Source organism: Gottfriedia acidiceleris (assembly GCF_050457485.1).
Taxonomy (GTDB): Bacteria; Bacillota; Bacilli; order Bacillales; family Bacillaceae_G; genus Gottfriedia; species Gottfriedia acidiceleris_D.
On record NZ_JBCMJM010000008.1, the window covers coordinates 289850 to 315143 of the forward strand.

Here is a 25294-nt window from a genome sequence, read left to right on the forward strand (position 1 = left end):
CAGCGAGCAGTTTCTTCTTGTTTCCTTTTTTCTTCATTATTCTTCACTCCTTTCTGAATCTTCTTAAAGAATACGCCTATTCTATTAATCTACTATTCAAGTTTAGTAAATTTATATAAAGGTTATATTTAGTATAGTTAAGTATTAATTAGTAAATTTTCCCTAAAAAAATAAGAGTCTTGGAATAATCACCAACATTAAAACATTGGTATATCAATATCCGTAGTCCTGGGAATTCTCAATTTCTTATCTAAATAAATTTACATAACTTAAATAAAGTTCAAGTAAATAACATAAATAATTTCTTACTAGGAAATTGAAGGCACCCCTAATCGGGGACGTAGTAGAACAATTTTTGCGGAAAAAGAGTAGAATGATAGGGTTTAATACTAAATGAATTCCAAAAGTCTAGCCCATCTATTCCTTTATGGACCAGAAATGATTGTATGAACCATTTGGACGGCACATTCTATGTAACTTATAAAAGTATTTCATCAATAGAAAAAAGAACCGTTTTTAAAACGATTCTTTGTTCACAGGATTTAATACACTTCTTAAACGGTTAGTTTAAATTTATGAATGATATGATCTAAGCTTTCGTTGGGACTCTGATCATAGTCTTTATGAAGCCATTTATACAGAATAGGAATCATAAATAAGCTCATAAATGTGGAGCTAACTAACCCACCAATCACAACTATACTGAGAGTTTGAGAGATAATAGTGTCAGTTTGAGATGATAAAGCTAAAGGCAGTAGCGTTAAAATTGTTGTTAAAGCAGTTGTGAGAATCGGCCTAATTCTAGATAATGTACCAAGGAATAGCGCTTCATCTAATCTGTGTCCTGCCAACCTATTTCTCTCTATTTTATCTACTAAAACAATACCATTTGTAACCACAATTCCGGTTAACATTAACAGTCCGACCAGGGCGGCCAGGTTCCATTCTAACTGGAAGATTAGCATACCAGCGACTGATCCAATGACAGCAAGCGGTATACAAATTAATACTGTTAAAGGCGCCTTCCATCCCCTGAATACAAAGCTGATAATGGAAAGGACGAGCAAAATGGAAAATGATAAAGCAATGGCCATCTCATAAATCATTTCCTTTACTTGCTCAGGAGCTCCTGCAAAAGAGTAATGGACTCCTTCGGGAAGCGGAGTATCCTTCAGTACGCTTTTAACTTGTTTGGTTACTTTCCCTACATCTCTAGAAATAATGTTTCCTGTAATAACAGCGTATGGATGACCATCCTTCTCTTGTATCACTGATGCATCTGTGATGGGAGTTGCAACCACAAGCTGATTTAATTTAAAAGTTCTTCCCTCTTTATTTATAAACTCTTCGTTTCCCATTTGATTTAATAATCGCAAGGCTGGATTTGTTTCATTGAAGGCCTGGGCGTTCTTACTATTCATATTCTTAAGATGTAAAACGATAGGATAAGTATTATGGTTAAGCGAAATCTCACCTATTGTTCCTTCAACAGTGTCTAACTTGAACCTATTTATTATCTCTACTAAATCCAGACCATTTTGTTCAATCATCTTTCTATTTAAGGTTAGTTGATATTGAGAAGCGGTTCCTTCTTCATCAGCCAAACCTTGCACAGCAAGGCCTGGTATCAACTTTAGGCGATTTCCAACGGAGACTGATAAATTTTCAAGAGTTTGGCTATCCGCACCACTTAGATTAATTTTTAATAAAGAGTCATCTCCTGAAATACTCTTGTCAGTTACCGTATAGATTGCTGTACTTTTAAGTGAATCCAACTGCATTTGTAATTGGCGAGTCATTCTAGTTTTATCTGCATTTTTTGTAATGCTTAGGGATAGGTTGGCTATATTCGGCTGCTGTATCCATCCACCTCCAGCATCAAATACATCATCTGATTGAGGAGTGTAAGAAGAACCTAAGCTGGAAGAAAATGAAGTAACGTTTGAATTCCCTTGCAACAGTCCTTCAACTCTCCTTACTTCTTCGTCTACTTCACTTAGCGATGTATTTTTGGGTAATTCAATTTGGATGCCAAGCTGCCCTGTATTATTAGTCATAGTCAGGAAATTTACTGGAAGCAAGGCTGAGGCTGCAGCCAAAATAACAAATAAACTTACAGATATTATACTAAGAAGCTTCTTTCTCTGAAAAATCCAGTCATACATCTTATAAGAACGTTGAGCCAGGAAATCATTGGGTGCCGTGGGTTTTCCCTTCCAGAAAAGATTATATAGAGCAGGAACTACAAGAACTGAAACTACTAAGGAAATAATAAGAGCAATAACAACAGACCATGCAAAACCTGAAAATGCTGCACCAACAAGTCCACCGACAAGGGCTATTGGAATATATACAGCAACCGTAGTGGCCGTAGATGAAACGATCGCCGGAATCATCTCTTTTACAGCCAGTGTAATGAATGAAAAGCTTTTTAATTCTTTTCCTTCTTTTACTTTTCTGTTGATATTGTCCAAGATCACAATCGAATCATCCACAACCCTTCCCATCGCCACCACAAGGCCGGAAACGGTAAGAATGTTAAGGGAGATTCCTAATATCTTTAAGATACCGGTAGTAGCTAAAAGACATATTGGTAGAGAGATAACAATCAATAATGTAGAGCGGACATTGCGAAAGAAAAGAAATACGCAGATCATGGAGAACAAGCACCCTAATAACCCCTCTTTAACGAGTCCCTGTAAGGAATGGTTCACCTGCTGAGCTTGGTCAAAAAGTATGGAAGCTTCTACATCTTTAGTTTTAATTGGTGTAATATCTTGTAGTCGGCTGTGAATGCTTTTCGACAGATTGCTAATATTGGATGAAGGTGTTTTTAATATATCCAGTACTACACTTGGTGTGCCTTTTGTTCTGGATATGGTCTGAAGATTAACAATCGAATTCGAAATATCCGCCACGTTAGAAAGTGAAATGGTTTTCCCATCTGCACGACTTATAGGCAACTTTTGTAGATCTGTTTTGTTTAGCCCCCAGCCGTTCACTTTTATGGGAACTGTCATCTGGCCGTCTGATAAGTTCCCTTCTGTTTCAGTTGTGTGTTGTTGTTTGAGAGAATTATTGATATCGTCCACACTAAAACCGGACTTAATTAAATCGTCCTTGCGAATTGAGATAGCGTATCCAGCGTTACCACCGCCTGACACTTGAATGTCCTTTATTCCGGGAACTGTTTTAAGTCCTTTTACCACTTCTTCTTGTACGGAAGTCCTCAGTATATTTTCGGTAATATTAACATTATTGCTTTTTAGACTGATCGTCATAATAGGAAGCGAATGCGTACTAAGACGGTTCACAAGGGGTTTATCAGATCCTTTTGGCAATGAAATTCCTTCTAGCGCTTTATTCACTTGCTGCTCTGCCTTTTCCATATCATATTTCATAGGAAAATTTAGACTGATAAACGAGCCCCCATTAAAGGAATTAGTTTCCACATCCTGAAGATTGTCTACTACCCTGACCGCCTCCTGGATAGGCTTTGTTATATATTCTTTAACCTGATCAGCCTGCAGACTCTGTGCTTTTACTGTAACCGTAAGTGTAGGATTATTAATTTCAGGTAGATAATCCCTCTGCATTTGAAAGGCAGATATTGCACCCCATACAAGAACGATAACAGTAAGGGTAATAATAAGGCCTGCTCTTCTAATAGAAGCTTGTAGTAAACGATTCATTTTCTCCCGAATCCCTCCTGTATAAATAGATTATTATGTACGTTTTACTGCGCCAACGAAACATGCAAAGCAGAATCGACAAGAAACCTAATCTGCCCTCTTTTTCAGCGAGTAGATGACCCGTGGTAGATGTGAAATTATGGGCATCAGTTCCACCATTTGCGTTAAAAACCCAGCCATCAAGCTTGTTTCTCTCTTTAAATCCCCTTTCTCCTTTTTAATAGATTAATCTCCATCTATTAATCTACAATTTCAGATTTGTAAAGCTATATAAATTCTTTGTTAATCCTATTAATTATTTGTCAGATAAATTTACCTTTTTTCAGGAAGCCAAAAGGTAGAGAAAGCCCTTCAAAACAACTATCCCTCCTCATCAATTGGAACAAAACTTAATGAGTTCCCTTCCATTACAGATCTAAATCCTCAAGTTCTTCATTCACTTGTCGAAAGAATATTTTGCAATAGTAAAGCTGATATCCGGATTCATTACTATCCTTTCGAAGAACAAAAAAAGCAACTACCACAAGGGTTAGTTGCTTACTTTTTATAGGGTCCTACTAATATTTATATCAGGACCAAAAAAACTATTAATTTAGGATTTATTTATAAGCCTATGATATTTTTGATATTTTCTCTTTCATTAAATTCACAATATAATTGTTATCACTTAATCCTGTGGCAAAATTCCAATTTACGTAAAAGTATATAACCTCATTATTTTTTAATACTAGCTTTATAGGTTTCGCTGATTTTAGAAAGAAAAGTCTTGATTGAGTTGTGAATAATGTTGAACTAACAGTTGCATCATTTTCCAATTTCAGATCAATAATATCGATCCATTTAATAGTTTTCCAACCTTTAAATTCAATTGCATCATCATGAATAAATAACTCTCCATGATGTGAAAGTAAATTTTTCACATGAAGTCGAGTCATTAATGATAATTTCTTTTCTTCAATTTCAATATTAGTTGCACCATGATAGATTAACTTTTTCATCTTCTCAACTCCTAAATACAATATGTAGCGATATTTAATCTATTTACATTGAACTAAAATGCTTAATTATTATATTCAATTGTCTTTTCTATTTGTTCTTCTGTAATTCCCAAGCCATACCAAGTTGGTGGTGGAAGTAAAACTCTTTGTTTGTTTCCATCTGAATATTGTATTGATGGTCTTAACACCGTCACAGCATAAATTGATTTTTGAAAATCTAACTTAATAGGAACTTCTTCTTCTTTTTGTTTATTTGCTTCGATAACGAATGGTTTAATATTTAATACCTGTTCACCATTCAATTCCGCATCAAATTTGTTTACAACAATTTTATCGCTCCCTTTATTTTGCAAACTATAAATGTAATTATTTTTTTCATCTCTAATAATGGGATAAAAGTTCCCTACTTCTAGAGGCTTATCGGAAGTATCTTCAATTACATTTATTTCTAATGCTCCAACATCATATTTTTTTAATCCACTTTTAGTTTGTATGGTTATATCCCTTATTTCTGTTTTACCTTCAGATTTACTGACAATATTAAGAATTAAAGTTTTTACATGGTACTCACCAACCTTAGCATTTCCATCTACTTCAAAACTCTCAATACTAATTGAATCTTCATTACTGAGATTGATCGAATAAATTTCATTAAACAAGTCTTTCTTATCACCAGAATAAATATAAGTAAAATTTAGTGGTGTAACTTCTCCTACTCCAAGTTTATAAGACCCATTAATAGGAAGAAACGTGTTTGAAATGGGTTTACTTATAACTTCATTAGTTGGGGATGATTTACTTTTCTTATTGAACATTAATGGTCCTGTAAATAATAAAACTAGTAAAAAGATTGGTAAAAAAATAAATAATATTTCTCTGTTATTCATGTTTCGAACTTAATTATCTCCTAGTATTTTTAGTAAACGTTTACGTATTTATCTTACCATCTAGTAAGGTAAATTTTTCTAAAACTCCTTGTCATCTTTGTGAATATTTTTACAATAAAAAGTTACTTCATGACAAATGAAATAGAAAAAATCACTATTCCTCCATTCTCTAGTATCTTCGTCATTCAAGAAACTCCTTTTTAGAAGAATTATAGTAACGTCTATATAATGGCATTCAATTTTTCCGTTAACTTCACATATTGTTCGATTATTCACATAATATACCTTTTGAAATATGATAAGCTTAAAGAAAATACTTTAAGGAGCTGGATTATGTTTAAATCAACAGTAATAATTAGTTTTCTTCTAGTAGTTATACTAAGTACCTATTTTCTAATACAAAGAGAGTGGCAAAGTGCTATAACAATTTGGGCTTTTTATGGTGGTTTTTTATCTATTGCAGTTTACTTTTCATTTTATCAAAAAAAGAAAAAAGTAAACTAATATCTATTCACCAATAAACATACCAATACTTGTTGGTACTGTAGGTTCACCCATTATAAAATTATATCGACTCAAAAGTTTTGACTCTGTAGGTTCTTCTATCACTAGAAGAGCCTTTGTTTTTTTAGGAAAATTATAATTAAAAATATTAGCCCTCTTATCCTCTAAACCTTTTAGCAATAAAGGTTTAGAAATAGCTTCCATTTCTTCGTTTAGTAAAATAATAGAAACCATTGAATTATTGGAAATGTTATTAATTCCTAATTGTGTAGCTCTGTCAAAGTTAGATGTATATTGATTTTTGGAAGATAATAGAAATACTTTATCCATATCTTCAGATAACCGATCTATTTTAATTGGATAATTTTTGATAAGGTATGTCTCGTTTTCAATGGGTAAATTTATATCAGGAAAACTCGTTTTTATTGATTTGTTGACTATACTTAAAGTAGTAAAATGAATAAACGATCCAGAATTTTTTAAATCTGAACTGGTCAAAGCTATGAAACTTAAATCTCCATTGTCCATTTTATTTTATGTTCAAAGATACATCCAACTTACCAGTAATATTTGTGTTGTTTTTTAATATAAAATAGTTTGCATTAGAATTATCAATATTAAATTTTAGCAATTTATTACTTACTAAACCTAATATATATATATCCTCCGGTTTTTCCATTTTAAAGTTCACCAAAAAGTGAGTATCTAATTCTTTTATCTTCTTCTTTAATAAATAGTAATTTAAAATTCCATTGTTTTTTGGATTGTGTATAATCTTTGAGTTTAACCCCTGTTTAGATGGCATGGTCATAGACTGGACCACATATGATTTATCATTTGTTTGAAGCGGTGTTTCCTTTTCAATGCTTACAGATATTATTGTAGCTACATTATTTGTATTCTCACTTATTCCATAAATAAACAAGTTATAAATTAAAAATAAACTTACACATACTGCTATTGTTTTAACCAAAAAATTTTTTTTATTCAACTTAAATACTCCTATTTTCATAAATTTCCTAAATAAAAAATACAGTGTTTTTTATACACTGTATTTTTATCTAATAAATTAAGTCGTTGTCTTATAAGAACTTGAACCTCTATAAGTTGAAGCTGGAATTTTCCCATAAGAATTCATTACTTCAACAGTATGACTTGTTTTTGTAGTATAGGTTCCTTTCGCAACAGTGAAATTCTTAGAAGCAGTAGCAGTAGCAGAAGTACTACTTGATGCTTCCTTACTAACTGATGAAATTTTAGTACCATAATTGTTATATAAACTTGCCGTAGCATAAACAACTACAGGACCTAGTGTATTATTTGAATATGTTTGACCTTTATAAGTAATATTTGTTGATGAATTAACATCAATCCCAGAACGACCATACATTACAGTTTGTGAAATAGATGTTCCGTATGTGTTTTTTAAAGAGACTTTTCCACCATAAGCAGCATTTACATTAGAATGTAGACCAAAACTAGAAAGCAAAAGTGAAGACAAAGCAGCAATACCAACTAACTTTTTCAAAAAAAATCCTCCTTTAATTTAGATTACAACATTTTAGACTTAACCAATTAGTCAACTTCATAGTAAACTAAAATACTTGTTAAATTATCCTAAAATAAGAAAATTTTGTGAAGATTAAACAATATCTAAATAAAGTCGTTTATGTTGTAGATGTAATACTAAGTGTTTTTGGAATTATATAAGGATGGATTATTTCAAAAATATAAAAGTCATGGTATCTTACTCAAAGGGCGTTCATATACAAAATTTTAGAGAAAAAGTGATCCCGCTACCTCTGGAATCACTTTTTTCATTGTCATATAAGTTAATTTATTACGGGAAGAAATGAACATTTATTGAAAAACTATTTAATCTTCACAAAGGTACTTTTAAAAGTAAAAATTTGTAAGGTTTTACTAAAACATTCACAAAAATTCCACTAAATTCATTCCCCAGATTACTATAATTAAAACATTATATATTACATAAAGAGGTGATCGATTTGATAGATAGGGTTTTCTAATCATTTCAAAATATAATAAAGAGGTTACTTAAATGAAAACTTATTTTACTAAACTTTGATGAAGATAACTGTAAGGTACCGGAGAACTATGATATGAATAGAAATCCTAAGAAAAAGAAGAAAAGTCTTTTATTAAAACTAAGTTTAATCCTAGTCATTCTAATATCAAGTACACTATGCTATGGCTTCTATCAATATAAAAAAGGTATTCAGCTAGGTGAAAAGAACACAAATAAACAAACTATTAAATTTAATTCTACTAAAATACCAAATAAAACTAACATTCTATTATTGGGAGAAGATGCTCATAAAAAAGGGGGAAGCTCTCGAACGGATTCAATTATGATCTTACAATACAATAAAAAACACGAAACAAAGTTAGTTTCAATTATGAGAGATAGTTATGTTTCAATTCCGGGATATGGAAAATATAAGATTAACGCAGCTTATTCTTTTGGAGGGGTTGAACTTTTACGAGAAACAATTCAACAAAATTTTGGAATCGAAATTGAATATTATGCAATAATTGATTTCAAAGGTTTTGAAGAAATGATTGATGAGATTGCTCCAAACGGAATAACAATTAATGTAGCGAAACCAATGGAAAGTCATATCGGAGTCAGTCTTCAACCGGGGGTTCAACAATTAAATGGGAAAGAGCTTTTAGGTTATGCAAGATTTAGGCATGATGCTAAAGGTGACTTCGATCGAGTTGTTAGACAACAAAAAGTACTAGATGCTATTAAATCCCAGGTACTTACTATTAAAGGAATTGCTAGTTTTCCTAAAACGTTAGGTGTGATCCAACCTTACATACAAACCAACATATCTGCAATGGACTTATTAAAAATAGGATCCGATTACATAGTTAAAGGTAAGGATAAAGATGTAGAAACATTACGAATTCCTGTAGACGGTGCTTTCACACCTAAAAGATATGAAAAAGCCGGTGAAGTATTGGAACTAGATGCTGAAAAAAACAAAGAAGTATTGCAGGTATTTTTAAATTAGATATTTGTTATAAATTAGACTATATGTCCCATTATATAGAAAGAAATGTGTTTGGTCCTATCTCTCCTTGATACGCTTGTGAATACATTCACATTTATTACTTTACATAAAATGTGAAACAACACAAAAAGCCCTAGCATAACCGGGGCCATATGTAATCAAACAAAGTGGCAATGCTTTCTATTCAGGCCGTTTAATCTGGATCTTTGTCTTTATATATTCAGTATGAGGTTTATCTTTCTTATCAACCCAGCTTACTTTTATAGAAATCTCACTTAATTTCGCTATTGCGTCTTCGAATGTCTCTTCAGGGAATAAGTTAAAACTTCTACCTGCAGAAATACCTCCTGGAGCCTTAATAGATGGAGAAATTATATATTCCTTAGAAATTGCTTTATCTGAAAAAGATTTTTTCATTAAAATGTTCGTAATCAACAAATCGGGAGTATACAAAACTTCATAAGCATTTTTTGGTAGAAGACCTGAGACAATGACATTTTTCATGTATGTTTTTGCGTTAGAAACTCTAACATCGATCTCTATCCTTCCCTCAGCAGACTGATAAGTTTCAGCTCCAACTTGAAAATTTTTACTATTCGATAAGAACTCAGATGGCTTCTTCTTCAAAATATCTGCCGATTCAACTTTCATCGAATCGTCACCATTTTCTTTTGTTGGAGAAGTTAGTTCTGTAGTGGTTGGTTTCGATTCAAGAGCTTCCATTTTTTCACAAGCTGTGAAAATCAACATAATTAAAACTGTAGCAATTAATATAATTAGTTTTTTCATTTTAAGAGAACGGAATATGGTCCCCTCTATTCCTCTCCTTCTTTTTTAGTTTTTGTACTTAATAAAAAACTTCATTATCAATTATAAGTTAATTTTAAAAAAACATAAAATAGTTTTACTTCTATTAAATACTAAAAGGACGCAAAATGCGTCCTTTCTTTAAAAACTATTATCTTACTGTCTCCAATTTAGTATCACTCAAATTCTTCCCCAAAAATCACTTAAGCTCCCCAACCAATTCCTGGAACACAGGATGCTCATGATACATAATATCATTATGCTTACCATCAATTATTTACAACTCTTTAGGCTCCGCTGCCGCCTCAAAAAACTGATTCGACTCATCAACAGGATGTAAAAGATTATCCTTACCATGTGCCGCAAGGAGTGCCGATCAGAAAGCTACAACTTTCAATAGAAAAATAATAATTATTACTTTTAAAAATTTCATAGATTAAATAACTCTATTTCGGCTGCCTTAGTTTTTCACATGTATTTAAGAATAAATCCCTCATACCTGCTCCCTTACAAGTATTTAACAGTGGCGATCTATAAGTATTTCCAATAAAATTAAAATATCGTTAGAAATGTAAACATACAACTAGATATCGGAGGAATATTGTGTCAAATTATAAATCTCAATTGAAACGTATCGTCGAAGGATTAAAACATACAGATCCAGCGATTCGACATGATGCAATTTTTGAATTAATTGAACTATCAGAAGTAGACGACCTACAATTTAATTTATTAACATTAGAATGGTTAGCAAAAGAAGCCGCTTATCCATATCCAACATCATTTAAGGTATGGGATGAACCTAGTTACCATCTAATCAAATTCATCTCTGATTTTGAAATACCTGAATTAACAGAGGCATTAATAAAATATTACCCTGAATATAGTAAGGCTGCTAAAGAAGAAGTATTCAGGTACATAACCTCTTTTGACGGAGAAGAGCATGAACTAGAAATCTTGGAATTAATTGAACAAGATATTCAAAATAAACAAGTTGTCTTACCATTAGATGTTTTATACGCCAACCCTGGCATCATTATTAAACTTTTAGAAAAACATACTCAATTATTTGAAGTGGAAGAATATAAAACTACTTTTTATCGATTGTTGTCATACTGTTTAGATAAAAATTATCTAGACCGTTTCAAAACAAAATACATCGCACCATTGTTATTAGTGGATTATCAAAAGCAAGTAGACGAATTTCTGCCTTATCAAAATGATTATGATATTAAGTTTGTGTATGGTTCATGGAAAGAAACCTATTTACAAATCCGTTCAATTATGTCGATTTATCTATCTTTAATGGAGTATTACTTTAATGATGAGATGACACCTTTTATAAAAGAAGCAATGTCATTTACTGACCCGTTTATTCGAACGAACGCAATTATTGCCGCTCTCCAACGAGACATTGACGTACCTGAAGAACAACTGTTGGACTGTGCAACAAATATAGAATCCACAGAATACTTTTATTGGGAAATACTTAGAATTCGTAAAGAACACTTATTCCCTATTAAAGAGAAAAAACAAGAATACTTTGCTAAAAGTCACTTGTTTTTATATATCGTGCAAGAACATGATTTTGTCCCTGAAACAATCGAGTTAATCAAACATCTTGATATTGAAAATGCATATAACCAACCAATCCGTTATTATTTAGCTTCCGTTTCACATGATGATCAAGTGATTCCAGCATGGGTAGGTGCCTATGCTCTAGAGGAAGAAGATGACTCTGTTCATATGTGGGATGGGACTTATTTAGAAGATGGACAGTTCAATGAAAAATCAATCGAAGAACATGTACAACTATTTATGGACAAAAGAGCGAATGAAAAAGAAGAAGATGCTTCGACTGTATACTACGTAGGTAAACCAAAAATAAGTAAATGGTTCTACGCTTGGTACGTCCTACTAGCTTTTAGAGGATATCAAGCATTCTCCACAATGGACCCAGTATACATCACTTTAACATCTTTACTTGCAGTTTTAATCGTTTCATATCATATTTATAAAACCAAACTAATAAAAAACAAAATCGAAATCGTCGGCAATGTTGTAAGGTATACTGAAAAAGATGCTCACTCTCAAATTTTACTAGAAGACATAAAAAAGATCACAATTCAAAAGTCTAACATGAAAACAAGAATGGTTGATCGCCGTTCCAAAGTTGTAGCCATTTACAACAAGCAAAACAAAATTGCATTAGAATTCCCTTTGGAATGTGTATCTTATGATGAATTTGCGTTTGTAGTAGATGAGCTGACGGATCATTTAAAAGAACAACCTCTTATTCAGCAACAATGATTAAATAGAAAAGCTTGTACCTACGATTACAAAGTAATCAATGGTACAGGTTTTTTATTTTATAGTTTAGTTTATTTGCAATAATGTACTGCTTTATGAATTAAGTGAACACCGTTTACATTTAGTAATTTCTAGTAATATTTTTTAAAAATTTTTACAATATTGTTTCTAAAGTTTGGATAAATAAAAAAAGGATTGAGATCTGAGTACTCAGAATTCAATCCTAACGACTATTTATGTACTTTTTAACTTAGCTTAAACGAAACTCCATTTTTCTGTTTTTTGTTGCCATTCCAATAGACTCATAAAAATGGATCGCATTTTGATTGCTCTCTAAAACACCTAATTCAATACTATCAACATTCAATTCTTTCGCGAAATCAAGAACAGATTGCATGAGTTTTCTTCCAATCCCCTTTTTCCTACTTGCATCATCAACACATAAACTATTAAGAAGTAAGATCTTCCTTGCATTAACAAATGAGTTTTCAAGTATTTCTTCTTCCTTCAAAACTGCTACGCCAACTATTTCAGTACCTAGAGTTGCCACTAGGATATGTTGTTTACTATCTTTTAGTTGGTTATTGAATTCCTCTTCACCTACTGGAGTTGAGTTCTCTTTGTATAGGTCTGGTCGTTCAAAAACGTGTAAATCGTGAACTTGTCTAAATAATGGTAATAATGACTCGTAGTCGTTTTGATTGGCATTTCGGATGGAAATCTCCATGCAGTTTCACCTCTTAGCTTGATTTAATTTTGCAGTAATTTATGACCATAAATAAAATTTTCTGCTACTTAAACTTCAGGATCTTCTTTTAGAATCCAGGGAATTTCAGCTTCAAAACTTATTTGTAAGACTGGATCAGGTAAATCTTCTGGCAAAAACTCTAATTCCTCTGAGAAACCAAATATAAAGTTCTCAATCTCAATTGTATTCATTTTATTAAAGTGTGTATTAGAACATAATTCGCCTTCTACCACTCTTCCAACAAAATAATAATTACCTATGTATAATCGTCTCATTGTTATTTCAGTTGGGAATTCTGAAAGATGCGCGGGTTTAACCGAATTAATTCCTAATTTCTCGAAAATATCATTTACAGTTGGCTTAAAATACTCTGTAGCTCCAAGATAATTTTTACAATATAAGCATTTACAGACTTCCATTTCTTTATTATAAAATTCTCGTGTTCTATCAATATCAACTTCGATTAACCAATTTCCTATTCTAATCTGGTGCAGCATAATAATCTCCATCCTGCCAATACTTTTCTTTCAGTACGAATATCCCATTTTACTACTTAGTTGTAATGTTAATTTAAAATAGAAAATATGATTCCCACTATACCTCATTTTTAATTCTTCCACACTTGTTGAACTTCAGTTTTAAAAAACTTTTTGTATTGGTAAATTTTTGGATTCAAATATCGCGATAATTGACTTAGTTGAAACAGACTTAGGAATATTAAATTTAAGATTTTTTCCGTTATTTAATGTCATTTTAACACTTCCATTATCATCCCAGCCTGAATGAAATGTTGGATGATTGTTGACCTGAATTGACTTTAAACTATTTAGATCAATTTTAAAATTAGCTTTTTTAGCTAATAAGGAATCTGGATTTTTTTCTATTTCTTTATCCATATTGGCTTCAAATACTGAACGTTTTTTTGCAAAAACTTTCTTCCTAAAAAAGGAAAATACCAGCCCTAATATAAAATGCTGTTCTTCAACTGCATTTTCTACATAAAATTGTCCACCTAGTTTTACAAAAATAAAACTAGCTTCTTTTACATATACCTTATAATACTGATCTGAGGTAAATATTCTAGGCTTAATTAAATAAATCGGTTTTTCAAGCATAAACCTTCCCCTAATCTTGAATGAATTAATACGCTTTCCATTACAGTTGGTATTAAAATTTAAAAAGTAACGTAATAAAAACGATACTAGAATTATCAAAAAAACACCCTTTGTTAATCTTTATTATAAAGATTTTATAAATGAAAGGGTGCTTAAAATTAAATTATTTAAATAAAAGGAACAGCAGTAGCAGCAATAACAACACACGTACATGCAAAAATTATTTATCTCCAATTATTTCCAATATATTAGCTACCAACTTTAGTCTGATTGGTTTGATATAACTTTTCCCCGCTGCCCAACCAAGATCAAATATTCCTTCTCCTATTAACGCAATAAAAAAAGCTGACTAATCAGTGAATACAACTGCGTTAGCCAACCATTATTAAGGAATTCCTCACTTTATTTCAGATCACAGTAAAATTTCTCTAATGCTCAATAAATTAACTGTAGAGTTCTCACTTTTATCTATCTTATGATAAATTTCCAATAAGCCACATCGTTTGATTTTCTCTAGCTTTAAAATTACAATGATAGCCTTTTACTTCTAGGTAAGATGGAACATTTATTTGCCACTCTCTTTGTAAGTAATTAGGGTCAACAATTGGAATCATTTCTTTTTTGAATTTACCACTATGATAAAGCCCTCGATAGAAATCATCTAATCCTGCTTTCGTATAACCAATGGATACAACAATATACTCCATATGGGGAAGAAAGAAGAAACACATAATTCGATATTCACTTTCTTTTACTGTTTTTAGATTATGTAAATTACTAACAAAATTAATAATCTCTTGTAAAAAATCCCTTTTTTTACGTCTAGGAATTAAATCAAACTCACCAATCATTTCGAACATTCGAAAATGAAAAGCGTCATACCCCTTATAAGTACTACTTGTTGAACGAGGAGTTGGTAGTTTTTTAGAAAGTTCCGCTATATCCCTTTTAAGGTTACGAATACGTCTTCGTTCTCCCCTTAGTTTCTTTTGTCTTGCCATAATTAAATACCCCGTTATTTCTTCATTTTTTGATGCTTTAATATCCAGAATTAATCTTACTCTTTCTTAAAAGAAACATCAAAGTTAAATATGAACGGTAGCGCTTGTATAGAACTGGTAGAATTTGCCCTAAACTAACAATACTCAATCATAAAATCAAATCAGATAATGGGGTATTAAGTTGGAAAGATTTTTTCAATTTCATTCAAAATTGGGTCCGTTTCACCTTTTTTCATTAAATCACCTATTAACTATCGGAATCATTTTGATTCTCAGTGTTCTTGTATTTGTCTTTAGAAAACAGATTCAGGACTCGGGGAAAAAACGACTTTTTCGTTTTTCTTTAGCATTTCTCTTATTGGCTTCTGAGATTTTTTTTCATATATGGCTTGTATATGAGAATGCTTGGTCGCTTAAAACGGGTTTGCCACTTGAACTTAGTGATATTACTGTCATTCTGGGAATTATAATGCTTCTGACAAATAGCTATAGAGTGTTTCAATTCATGTATTTTGCCGGTTTAGCCAGTTCCATTCAAGCCATCTTGACACCTGATCTTGGCCATTATTCGTTTCCGCATTTTCGATATTTTGAGTTTTTTGTTTCGCACGGTGGAGTTGTGCTTGCCTGCTTGATTATGGTGGTGGCTAGCAAATATCGACCGACCATACCATCCATGTGGGTGACCGTTCTCATTGTTAACCTTTATGCAGCTTGCGTATTTTTCGTTAACAAGTCGTTGAAAACTAACTTCATGTATCTCATGAAAAAGCCCGAAAATGCTTCTCTATTAGATTACTTAGGAGCTTGGCCATGGTATCTTCTATCGGCAGAATTGGTGATGATTGTGAGCTTTTACATTTTATATAGTCCGTTTTGGTTAAAAAGGAAAATGGAAAGAAATCGATAATTAGTGTTAGTGATTTCAAAGATAACTACAGATATGGCTACGTAATTGGAATTATAATTGGAGTAAGTCATATCTGCACGTTAATGGGTTCATTGGCTGCTAAAAATCCTCCCCCACCTATTTTACGTACGGTAACGCTCCCTCTCTAACGGGCTTAATATTATCGAAGTGGATGGACGAGTAACTGAAGGTAAAAGCAACTGGTCATAAAAATCTTCATCATACATAACATTCCAAGGTTGAATTCCAAAATATGCTTCAGCAAGATCATCAAGCACGCCACTTGAATGACTAATTGAACCAATTTCTGATTCCCCTATATGTTTCCTGTCAACCTCACTCTTATCTATCATTACATCTATATTTCCTACCACTTTCCAACTGTAATCATCTAAAGAACACGAGGTTACTGATAAAACTGAAATATAATTGTAATTGTCAGTCTCAAATAAGTCAGGAATTTTTCTAAAATTAATATCGAATAGCCCACAAACTGGTTCCGAATAGGAAAGCCATACTACTTGTCCTAAAGCATATGTATTATTGCTAAGTGAAATAAGAAATAAATCTCCTATAGACCATTTTTGTTTCTTGGGTCTCTTATGCGAAATTAGTTGTTGCTCTACTTTTCTTATTTCCTCTTTAGATAGCTCAAAATTAATCAATTTGTTCATTAAAACAACGATTTCTAACATTACCAAAGCATTTGAAGTCCTGATTACTACTTCACTGGATTCTCTATCAAACTCTATTTTCTTATAATCCTTTAAATCCATATTTTCACGTAGAATTTTACGAAAGTATTTAACCGCTTCATAATTTGTTTCCATTTTGAAAAAATCCGCTAAATCTTCTGCAATGAAAAAATATGAAATTGAAGGATTTGGTAGAAATACTTCTATTTTTCCTATAAATAGTGAAGAATGACTTTTATTCATATATATCAGCCTTTCAATCAATCAATCAATTGAATTCTATATTATCATTTCAACGGTAAAAATAAAAAAGCCACATTATGTAGCTTTTGAGTTTTAACATGTATGTACATTTAGAAGAAAAGTTATGTTAAAGATGCAATAGAAAAGAACTTCCAAAGCAGTCTAGGATTATTCAACCACTCTTTATTTTAGTTACAAAACATCAAAATTTTTACTAATTGTAATAGAATTACTTAATTCCTTTATCAGTTTCTCAAAATCTTTCAATAATAAATTACTAATGTAAATTTCAATTTCTTTTCCGGACTGAGTTACTAAGATGAATTTATTACTAATAATAAATGCTTTTTCTATTTCTTCAACTTTTATTAGTTTTCTAGAACTAAATATACCTTGATGATGGATAGTAAGTATACTATTCTCTAACCTCAAATAATCAATTGAATCAAGATTAATAAAAAATAAAGTTTTTGGAATAAAAAGCAAACTAAAGATTATGAACGGTAATAAAGGTATTATAAATAAAAAATATGTATGACTGAATACATCCCAAAATGAAAATACAAAAAATAGTATGAGTAAAAAAGATATAAAAATACTCAGTAAAATACTATATCCAACTATCTTTGCTTTGGGATGTGCTTTGTATTTTAGTTTCAAAATCCTTCCCTCTTTTTCTAAATTCTAAAATTGAAATTGTCTAGTAGTATATTCGTTAAATTCTTAATAAACTCCTTTCAGCTAAACTTCCATTTACTTCCAAAAAACCAGCATGAAGCAAAAAAAGCCACTCCTTTGACTTACAAGGAATGGCTATTGTATCTTGTTTATATTACTTAATTTAATAAATTTTTGTACCCATCCATGAATACATGACCTGCAAAGTAAAGAAATATAATTGCTGCTATAAAAGAAAAAATATTAAGTATTTTTGGTCCTACTAGGTGTTCTGCTTTCTTAACAGCGATTGGTAATAAAAGTGACCATAATAGATTAAATAAAAGGAATCCACCAAAAAAGTAAAAGATCTCGATTTTAGAGTGATTCTTTATTGTCGCAGAAATAATACTTCCTCCAACAGTTGCAAACCAAAGAAAACCAGATGGAGAAGAAGCTGTTAAGGTAAATCCTTTAAAATAATCTTTATAAATTGATCTTTTAACTTTACTGTTATCTGCTTCTAAGTTTAAGCTTCTTTGCTTAAACGCATCTTTTAACATAAGATAAGTCATATAAACAAGAACTAATGTACCACCTACCCAAAGTACATATCTAACGTAAATATTATTTAATAAAAGCGATAAACCTACAAGCGATAAAATTGCATAAAGTAAGTCTGAAGTAGTTGCGCCTAACCCCATATAAATACCAGGGGCTGTACCTCTAGTCAAACTCGTTTGTATAACAGCGACATTTGCAACACCTATATCAAAACATAAGGATGCTGAAAGAGCTAATCCAACCATAAAAAGTTCCATATTGATAATTCTCCTATATTTAAGCACTTAAATGTATATTATATAGTTTGTGAGAATTATTTTATATAGTTTTTAATTTATTCGAGTCTATACATATTTTATAAGAGACATAGAAGCTTATATGTAAGAGTTTTCAATAAAAAACAACTAATGTTTTCATTAGTTGCACAAGTTTTCATTGTTTATAAGTTATGATTTTAAAATATTATATGTAAGGCCAACTACACCAGAATTAAATGTTTTGTTTTCGACAAGTGAGAGGTTGCGTTTATATTCCGAGGCCTTAAATAAAGGTAGACCACTTCCAATAATAACTGGTGAAATAGTAATTTTAATTACATCAATTAAATCAAGTTCCATAAGAGCATGTGCAAACCTTGGGCTACCTAAAATAATAATATCTTTACCTGGCTGTTTTTTTATGTTTTTAATTTCTTCCTCAATATTTTCTTTTACTAATTTTGAATTATTCCATTCAGCTTTTTCGAGTGTCGTAGAAAAAACAACTTTTGATGTCTCTTCTATCCATTTAGCATGTTCAATTTCATATTCTGATGCTTCAGGGTTAGAAGGTACTGAGGTCCAATAATTTTCCATCATTTGATATGTTCCTCTTCCCCATAACACTGTGTCTACAGTACTTAAAATTTCTCTAGCATGCTTTTCTAATTCTTCATTGTAAGATACCCATCCAATATCCATTTGACCGTTTGGTCCTTCTACAAAACCATCTAAAGAAGAATGTAAAAATAAAATAACATTTCTCATAAAATCCTCCTATGTACTAAATTATAGTTGTTTTCTTATATTTATATAAACAAGGAATCACTAACTGTTTTTATTGTTTAGAAGATATTTTTCTTCTTAAATCCTTTTCTTATATTCTTCACTTTGTAAAAATTTTCCCCATTTCTAAATTAATCAATACTATCAATTAGACATTAAAAAACACCGACAAAATTGTCGATCATGTTCTTCACTAAGGAACCCGAAAGTTTAAGAAGATATCTTTAAAGTTGGAGATCAAAATCATTAAAAAACCCATTTAATATTTATTTGATTTTCTCCGCCAACTCTAAAATAATTCCTTCTGGGCCACGAACGTAGCATAACTTATAACTTTCTTCATATTGCTGTATTTCACTAAAGATTTCAGTGCCCTTCTTTTTCAGTTTGGCAATAATAGCTTCAATATCCTCAACTGCAAAGCAAATATGTCGGATACCCAGCGTATTCGCAAAAGGTTGCTGAATATCTCTTTCATCTGACGGCGTATAAAATTTGACCAGTTCGATCCATGCCTGACCATCTGGCATCCCCAATCCTACACATGCCGTTTTAACACCATTAAGCCCAATTATTCTGTCCAACAGTTCTCCATCCAATTCCCATTCAGCTTTCACTTCAAGTCCAAGATCAAGAAAAAACTCTTTAGCATCTGAAAGATCGTTTACATTTATACTCACATGATCTATTCTATTGATCTTCATGTCTTATACCTCCTATGTACCTGGTATTATCAATACATTTATTTGTAAGGAATGTTTGAAATTACAATTCGCTTAAAATAGGAAATATCCTTCTTCAATAAACCAGCCTCCTTTAGCAATATAAAAAAACCGACTTTTCAGCCGATTGTATTGTTCAACTAAAGTATGCTTTAGCTCAATAAGACTACTTAAGATTTGCCGAATGTAAGGCACGAATTGCATTAACAGCGTGACTGCCCCAAGTAAATTTCAAACTTAAATTTCCATTTCGAGATAGCCTTTTTTCATATAAAGGATACCTTTTTTAACTTCTTTATAAATATCTAATATGTCGTCAGATAAACTTGCCTACACTGGTACTTCTAAGTCGTAAGGGTTGAAAACTTCCCAATATTCGCCGTATTCACTAAAATAAATTAGAGGTACAACTATATGAAGGTTATTTATCTCGTCATTTCTTGGTTCTACTTCGGGAAGATAGATTGCTTTGGAATACAAATCTAAAAGAGATACGAGGAGAGATTTAATTTAGAATCTATCTGATTAGAAATCAAAATCTTCAATTATGCTGCAAAAGTGCACCGCCGACTGGAAAAAGTCATCCACCACATTATTTTTCATTTTACCTCCTAAAAACTTTAAGTATATACAGTTTAAATTCTTTACAATGATTCGAAATCCTTTTAAACTAACCTGCTAGATAAGTATAAAGGATCTGATTGATTAATCAGACCCCAAATTATGTGATAAACTATACACCTTTTTTAAATGTAGCGGGATAATGTTACTTATCCCAAATTTTTGTTACTTTACCGTAAATCTTCTCTCTAGTGACCCAACCATTTATATAGCCACGATTATTTCCAATTTGATATTGATTTTCACGAATTTTCAAGATTTTGTGTATGTAGTACTTCCCCTTTACTTTACAAAATACAATATCGTGTTCGGTTAATTCAGTTTCTTCTGTCACAGGAACTAATGTGACAGGTTGGTTTGATTTGATGATAGGAAGCATACTATTACCCGATTCTTTATGCCTTTCGATGGTTTGACCATTCTTCAATAATTCTGCGATAAAAGATGCTTTAGACATTAACTTTTCCCCTTCTTATTCATTTAAAAGAACGGAATATTAAATATGTTTAATCCCAAATATATTTGATCCAAATCGACGTTTTGATTATATGCTACTTATTACATTACCTAGCTAGTAACATAGTCACAAAGAAAGAGTTACATTAAAACCCGTGAATTTTAACTATAGCTAGCATTAGTTCATTGCTTTTATTAAGTTTATTTTATTTAGTACATCTTCCCAATCTGGCTCTTCTTTGGATGCAAAATTTAGACGCATTGGAATATTTTCTATTAGTTCTTTAAATTGAATTTGGTTTTTATCTAATTGTTTACTATCTATATATATATTTTTGGGGGGCGTATTCAGGGCGGCATCTATTTGAGTTTCCATTGATTTCTCAAATTTAATTAGGGTCGAGTTTAGTTCTCTAATTAAATCATCATATTCAATTACTTTCTCCCCCTTATTTTCCGTCCACATTTTTGTTCCATCACTTTCTTTATATTCTGAGAACCATCTTATATATATTTTTTCTTCCGACCTAAAAAAATAAATATCAGGTGCACCTATAAGGTATTCAGAATCTAATCTGCGAAGGTCAATCCATTGCCTTGCAACTTCATAAATTTCATCATACATTTCATTAGTCTCATTCCATTTGTTTTCTAGCCAATCAGACAAAGTTGAAAGATAGGATTCAAATTTATCAATAGTTTCAATTATCTCAAAAACTTTACTTGGAATAGAAACGGAAACAAAATCAAGTAACTCAATAATATCCCATAAAAGCCTTGCACATTGATAATCTACATAAGGAAGTGAAGGATTAAGTCCATACTTAGCAATAAACTCCTCACTATACCGAAATAACTCAACATTTTCGTCTATTGATATCCAATAATATGAGTCTGTTAAGCCAAACCAATGTAGAAAATACTGATTATTTTCTTTCCAAGGTTCTATTTCTTTTATCTCTTTTAATAAAAATTTTATCAAAGGAATATCCTCCGTTGTTATTTCATTTCTTTATTAAAATTGTTCTACAAAAGAGAGAAATGACCTCCTGCTTGTCCACTAACCTACCATTTAATTTAATAAAAAAGAGTACCAATTAAGTACTCGTGAAATTCAACTAAAGCATGCGTTAATTCAATAAGATATTATGCTTTTATTTTTACAAGAAAGAACATATCATTTCTTTTTTAGTTTATAAAGTGAATAAGCTACCAAAAGTAATCCAATTATTATAGCAGGCATAGCATTCAAGCTAATTCCCTCCAAAATTCCGTTGTATTCGATAATTGTAATAAAAAAGGAGTCATGATCGAGTCCTTTAAGTTCTTCAACTATTGCATGCTTTATTTATTTAACATATTCTAAAAAATTAGTTTATTGTTTTATCTTGAATTTAAACTTTTTTATTCTAATACAGGTACTCACCATCACTTAGCAAAGATTTTTCAATTTTTACATTTGATTAGCTTGAAAACAAGTTCTTGGTAAGTCATTAACTTCATATGCAGCATATACAGCAGACTCAATCGCACCTTGAATCCAACCGTGGTATGATGAGGCATGCTCGCCAGCAAAATGTACTCTTCCTTCTGGACTGGAAATGTAAGGAGAAAGTTCCATAGCTTGAAAAGGTTTAAACATAGCAAATGCCCCACCATAATTCGGATCACGTAGCCAGCTGAAACTTGTGCCAGTTTGAAAGGCATAATAAACCTGCTTGCCATGGATAGTAGCCAAGCTTTTTAATGCTTGTTTTATTCTATCTTGATTCGCTAAACTTTCCCAAGGTATCGCATCATCCTCCCAAGTATAACTAGCCAGCACAACTCCTGACCCTTTTGAACCAAGATCCCGACTAGGATATTGTGTATAAGTAATCGGAAGGTCAGAAGAGGCCATTCCACCATACATTCCTTCTCTTTCCCAAAAACGATTAGAAAACTGGATTCCGATTTTCGTTGAATTTACATAATGAAGTTGTCGAATCGCTTTCCATTTTTCACTGGAAAAAGAAGTTACTGGTTCAATTTCGACAAATTGCAATACAGAAAAAGGTATCGTGATAATCGCAAGATCTCCCGTTATTTGAAAAGACCCTAAGATTTTATGCTCTGAATGGATGGTTACTTGATTATCATGCTGAACAATTTTCTTAACCTTATGCCCGTAATGAATTTTTTCTTCTAATTCAGGGATAAAAGCTTTAGGAAGTTGATCAAATCCACCTGTTATCTCATAGAATTGGATACCAGGTTTAAAAAAAACCTTTACTTCATCTAACAGTTCAAGAAAAGAAAGCTCAGGAAATCCTTCTGATCCAAGCATGATTTTAAGAATTTCGACGGCACCTGTGGATAAACTCCGTCCAAATGGATTTTCTTTCAAGTAAAATTCCATCGAGTATTTATCAAACTTTTCGACAATCACAGGCCAATTTTTCAGTGGGTTTTGGTTATAAAAATTAATCACTGGTTCTAATGCGTATTGAAGCAATTGAATGGCGGATTTCCCCTTTTCGCTTGGGGCCAGCATAAAGTCCAACATAGCTGGGTTTTCCTCGTAATGCTTTAATCGTAGCTTGTTTCCTCTTAGAAAGATGATGTCATTAGGAGTCGAGTTGATAAAGGTATTAGTCGGCAGTTTGAATTTTTTGATATATTCTAATGTATATAAATGCGTATTAGGAATACGCATCGCACCTGCTTCAATATACTGTCCGTTTCTAAATTCGGATCGCATCGTAAAGACACGTCCTCCCAATCTTTCAGAAGCCTCTAAAATTGTAACATTGTGTCCAGCTTGTTTAAGCAAAGAGCCAGAGACTAGTCCGGCCATACCTGCACCAACAATGATGATATTCTTGGGAATATTGGTTTGATTTAGCCCATTTCTTATAATTGAAATAATTTGTTCAGAAGATAACTCAGGAGTTATGTAGTTTGACATATTTACCTCCTCTTTCTTGGCTTAATGTTATCTTTTAGGTTACTCCTTTTGATTAGGACTAAATTCTTTTAACTTATTTCTTTCTACTCTCCTGACTAATTAGCAATTTATTTATGATATCCATTAAATTATATTAAATTTCTTATGCAACTATACTGCCATTTTGTTGAATAAAAAAGGAACTAACTGATGTTTTATTTCTTCTAACAATTTTTAAACTACTTCAATTCTTTAAACGTAATTATTGTGGAATTTGCTCTAAATAATTTAACACGATAACACGGTTATTCGTAAATTCGGGAATAATAAATTTTAATATTTTCCCATTCTTTAATTTAAATTAAATTGTTCCATGAACATGAAAAAACGTATGAAAGAGTAGCCATTGGCTACTCTTTTAATTAAACTCTTAAAACCATCTCAGCCACACACTCTACATGTGTGGAGTGTATGTGGCAATACTAATTAAGGTGTTGGTGAGTTCCCACACGTTTTATAAAGCTTTATCCCTTTATCTGGGCCAAGGCCTGAAATATTTCAGTTCTCTTCTCTTGAAGAAACATTCAGCAGCTGAGTCTCCTCCAAAAACATGTCTTGCTTTACTTGATTAAAATATAACGTATCATGAATAATGATCATCGTACGTCACTTTTCTTATTTACATCTTTTACTTCCATTGTGCGACTTGTTCAATTGGGAGACGTACAGTTAGACGCCCATTATCGGTAGCTTTGCCGATAGAGATTAACATAACAGGAACATAACGGTCTTTATCTAATCCAAAAGCTTGAGCAATTTTTTCTTTTTCATATCCGCCGATTGGATTAGTATCATATCCATAAGCACGGGCAGCAAGCATTAACTGCATGGATACAAGTCCGCCATCCAATAAAACTTCACCTTTCATATCTTGACGTGAAATGGTTTCAAAATATCCTGAAATAGTTGCATGACTTCGTTCTTTATATTCTAAAGGTACATATCCCTTTTCTACAGCAGTGCCGTAGATTTCCTCGAACTTCTCAAATTTATTCAAATCGCCAAAAACAGCAATTACTGCTGAGGATGTTTCAACCTGGGTTTGGTTGTAACGAGCCAATGGGGCAAGTGTTGCTTTGGCCTCAGGGCTTTCAATCACAAGAAAGCGCCATGGCTGCAAATTAAATGTAGAGGGAGCAAGTGTTGCTAAGGTCAGAATCCCAGTCATCTCGTCACGGCTAATTTTTACTGATTTATCGTAATTTCTAATTGAACGGCGTCCAGTTACAATTTTATTAAAATCATTAGTTACTTGTGTTGTAGTTATAGTTGTCATTGTTATATTCTCCTCTTT

General features: G+C 31.9%; 23 protein-coding genes. 3 read left to right on the top strand and 20 right to left on the bottom strand.

Annotated features, from left to right (window positions below; all coding sequences use genetic code 11):
• Window positions 1-554: 554 nt before the first annotated feature.
• The 6 genes from ABEY15_RS10100 to ABEY15_RS10125 form a co-directional block, all read right to left on the bottom strand.
• Window positions 555-3692 (bottom strand): efflux RND transporter permease subunit, encoded by a 3138-nt coding sequence (locus ABEY15_RS10100; RefSeq protein WP_429889937.1) that lies wholly within the window; start codon window positions 3690-3692, stop codon window positions 555-557.
• A 611-nt stretch (window positions 3693-4303) separates the two neighbouring features.
• Window positions 4304-4690 (bottom strand): hypothetical protein, encoded by a 387-nt coding sequence (locus tag ABEY15_RS10105; protein WP_429889938.1) that lies wholly within the window; start codon window positions 4688-4690, stop codon window positions 4304-4306.
• 62 nt (window positions 4691-4752) lie between these two features.
• Window positions 4753-5577, bottom strand: a complete 825-nt coding sequence (locus ABEY15_RS10110) for a hypothetical protein (RefSeq protein ID WP_429889939.1) — start codon at window positions 5575-5577, stop codon at window positions 4753-4755.
• Window positions 5578-6084: 507 nt separating this feature from the next.
• Entirely contained in the window at window positions 6085-6609 is a 525-nt protein-coding gene (locus ABEY15_RS10115; protein ID WP_429889940.1) for a hypothetical protein, read from the bottom strand.
• Between the two features lies 1 nt (window position 6610).
• A complete protein-coding gene (locus ABEY15_RS10120) occupies window positions 6611-7072 on the bottom strand; it encodes a hypothetical protein (protein WP_429889941.1) in 462 nt (153 codons plus the stop codon).
• Window positions 7073-7150: 78 nt separating this feature from the next.
• Window positions 7151-7609: a hypothetical protein gene (locus tag ABEY15_RS10125; protein ID WP_429889942.1), complete on the bottom strand. Its 459-nt coding sequence runs from the start codon at window positions 7607-7609 to the stop codon at window positions 7151-7153.
• A gap of 595 nt (window positions 7610-8204) precedes the next feature.
• On the opposite strand from ABEY15_RS10125, the gene ABEY15_RS10130 reads away from it, so the two are divergent.
• Window positions 8205-9122: an LCP family protein gene (locus tag ABEY15_RS10130; protein WP_429889943.1), complete on the top strand. Its 918-nt coding sequence runs from the start codon at window positions 8205-8207 to the stop codon at window positions 9120-9122.
• A 180-nt stretch (window positions 9123-9302) separates the two neighbouring features.
• On the opposite strand, the gene ABEY15_RS10135 is transcribed toward ABEY15_RS10130, so the two are convergent.
• Window positions 9303-9911 carry a hypothetical protein gene (locus tag ABEY15_RS10135; protein ID WP_429889944.1) on the bottom strand — a complete coding sequence of 203 codons (609 nt, stop codon included), beginning with the start codon at window positions 9909-9911 and terminating at the stop codon, window positions 9303-9305.
• Between the two features lie 621 nt (window positions 9912-10532).
• On the opposite strand from ABEY15_RS10135, the gene ABEY15_RS10140 reads away from it, so the two are divergent.
• Window positions 10533-12239 (top strand): hypothetical protein, encoded by a 1707-nt coding sequence (locus ABEY15_RS10140; protein WP_429889945.1) that lies wholly within the window; start codon window positions 10533-10535, stop codon window positions 12237-12239.
• 250 nt (window positions 12240-12489) lie between these two features.
• On the opposite strand, the gene ABEY15_RS10145 is transcribed toward ABEY15_RS10140, so the two are convergent.
• From ABEY15_RS10145 to ABEY15_RS10160, 4 genes are all read right to left on the bottom strand, one after another.
• Window positions 12490-12966 carry an N-acetyltransferase family protein gene (locus ABEY15_RS10145; protein WP_429889946.1) on the bottom strand — a complete coding sequence of 159 codons (477 nt, stop codon included), beginning with the start codon at window positions 12964-12966 and terminating at the stop codon, window positions 12490-12492.
• A 68-nt stretch (window positions 12967-13034) separates the two neighbouring features.
• Window positions 13035-13484 (bottom strand): hypothetical protein, encoded by a 450-nt coding sequence (locus tag ABEY15_RS10150; protein ID WP_429889947.1) that lies wholly within the window; start codon window positions 13482-13484, stop codon window positions 13035-13037.
• A 141-nt stretch (window positions 13485-13625) separates the two neighbouring features.
• The gene (locus ABEY15_RS10155; RefSeq protein ID WP_429889948.1) at window positions 13626-14102 is read right to left on the bottom strand and encodes a hypothetical protein; all 477 of its coding nucleotides are present in this window, start codon (window positions 14100-14102) and stop codon (window positions 13626-13628) included.
• A gap of 473 nt (window positions 14103-14575) precedes the next feature.
• Complete coding sequence (locus tag ABEY15_RS10160; protein WP_429889949.1) at window positions 14576-15103, bottom strand: DUF3916 domain-containing protein; 528 nt, start codon at window positions 15101-15103, stop codon at window positions 14576-14578.
• Window positions 15104-15284: 181 nt separating this feature from the next.
• Between ABEY15_RS10160 and ABEY15_RS10165 the strand changes: the two genes are divergently transcribed.
• Window positions 15285-16013, top strand: coding sequence for a TIGR02206 family membrane protein (locus tag ABEY15_RS10165; RefSeq protein WP_429889950.1), 729 nt, complete (start codon window positions 15285-15287; stop codon window positions 16011-16013).
• Window positions 16014-16135: 122 nt separating this feature from the next.
• Here ABEY15_RS10165 and ABEY15_RS10170 read toward each other — a convergent pair whose 3' ends face one another.
• The 9 genes from ABEY15_RS10170 to ABEY15_RS10210 form a co-directional block, all read right to left on the bottom strand.
• Entirely contained in the window at window positions 16136-16951 is an 816-nt protein-coding gene (locus ABEY15_RS10170; protein WP_429889951.1) for a hypothetical protein, read from the bottom strand.
• Window positions 16952-17143: 192 nt separating this feature from the next.
• A complete protein-coding gene (locus ABEY15_RS10175) occupies window positions 17144-17611 on the bottom strand; it encodes a hypothetical protein (protein WP_429889952.1) in 468 nt (155 codons plus the stop codon).
• Between the two features lie 176 nt (window positions 17612-17787).
• Window positions 17788-18429, bottom strand: coding sequence for a LysE family translocator (locus ABEY15_RS10180; RefSeq protein WP_429889953.1), 642 nt, complete (start codon window positions 18427-18429; stop codon window positions 17788-17790).
• A gap of 189 nt (window positions 18430-18618) precedes the next feature.
• Entirely contained in the window at window positions 18619-19197 is a 579-nt protein-coding gene (locus tag ABEY15_RS10185; protein WP_429889954.1) for a dihydrofolate reductase family protein, read from the bottom strand.
• 284 nt (window positions 19198-19481) lie between these two features.
• The gene (locus ABEY15_RS10190; protein WP_429889955.1) at window positions 19482-19919 is read right to left on the bottom strand and encodes a VOC family protein; all 438 of its coding nucleotides are present in this window, start codon (window positions 19917-19919) and stop codon (window positions 19482-19484) included.
• 784 nt (window positions 19920-20703) lie between these two features.
• Window positions 20704-21015, bottom strand: a complete 312-nt coding sequence (locus tag ABEY15_RS10195) for a phage repressor protein (protein ID WP_429889956.1) — start codon at window positions 21013-21015, stop codon at window positions 20704-20706.
• A 177-nt stretch (window positions 21016-21192) separates the two neighbouring features.
• Window positions 21193-21996: a DUF5984 family protein gene (locus tag ABEY15_RS10200; RefSeq protein WP_429889957.1), complete on the bottom strand. Its 804-nt coding sequence runs from the start codon at window positions 21994-21996 to the stop codon at window positions 21193-21195.
• Between the two features lie 471 nt (window positions 21997-22467).
• Window positions 22468-23961, bottom strand: a complete 1494-nt coding sequence (locus tag ABEY15_RS10205; protein WP_429889958.1) for a flavin monoamine oxidase family protein — start codon at window positions 23959-23961, stop codon at window positions 22468-22470.
• A gap of 667 nt (window positions 23962-24628) precedes the next feature.
• On the bottom strand, window positions 24629-25267 hold the full coding sequence (locus ABEY15_RS10210; protein ID WP_429890070.1) for a nitroreductase family protein: 639 nt from the start codon (window positions 25265-25267) through the stop codon (window positions 24629-24631).
• Between the last annotated feature and the right edge of the window lie 27 nt (window positions 25268-25294).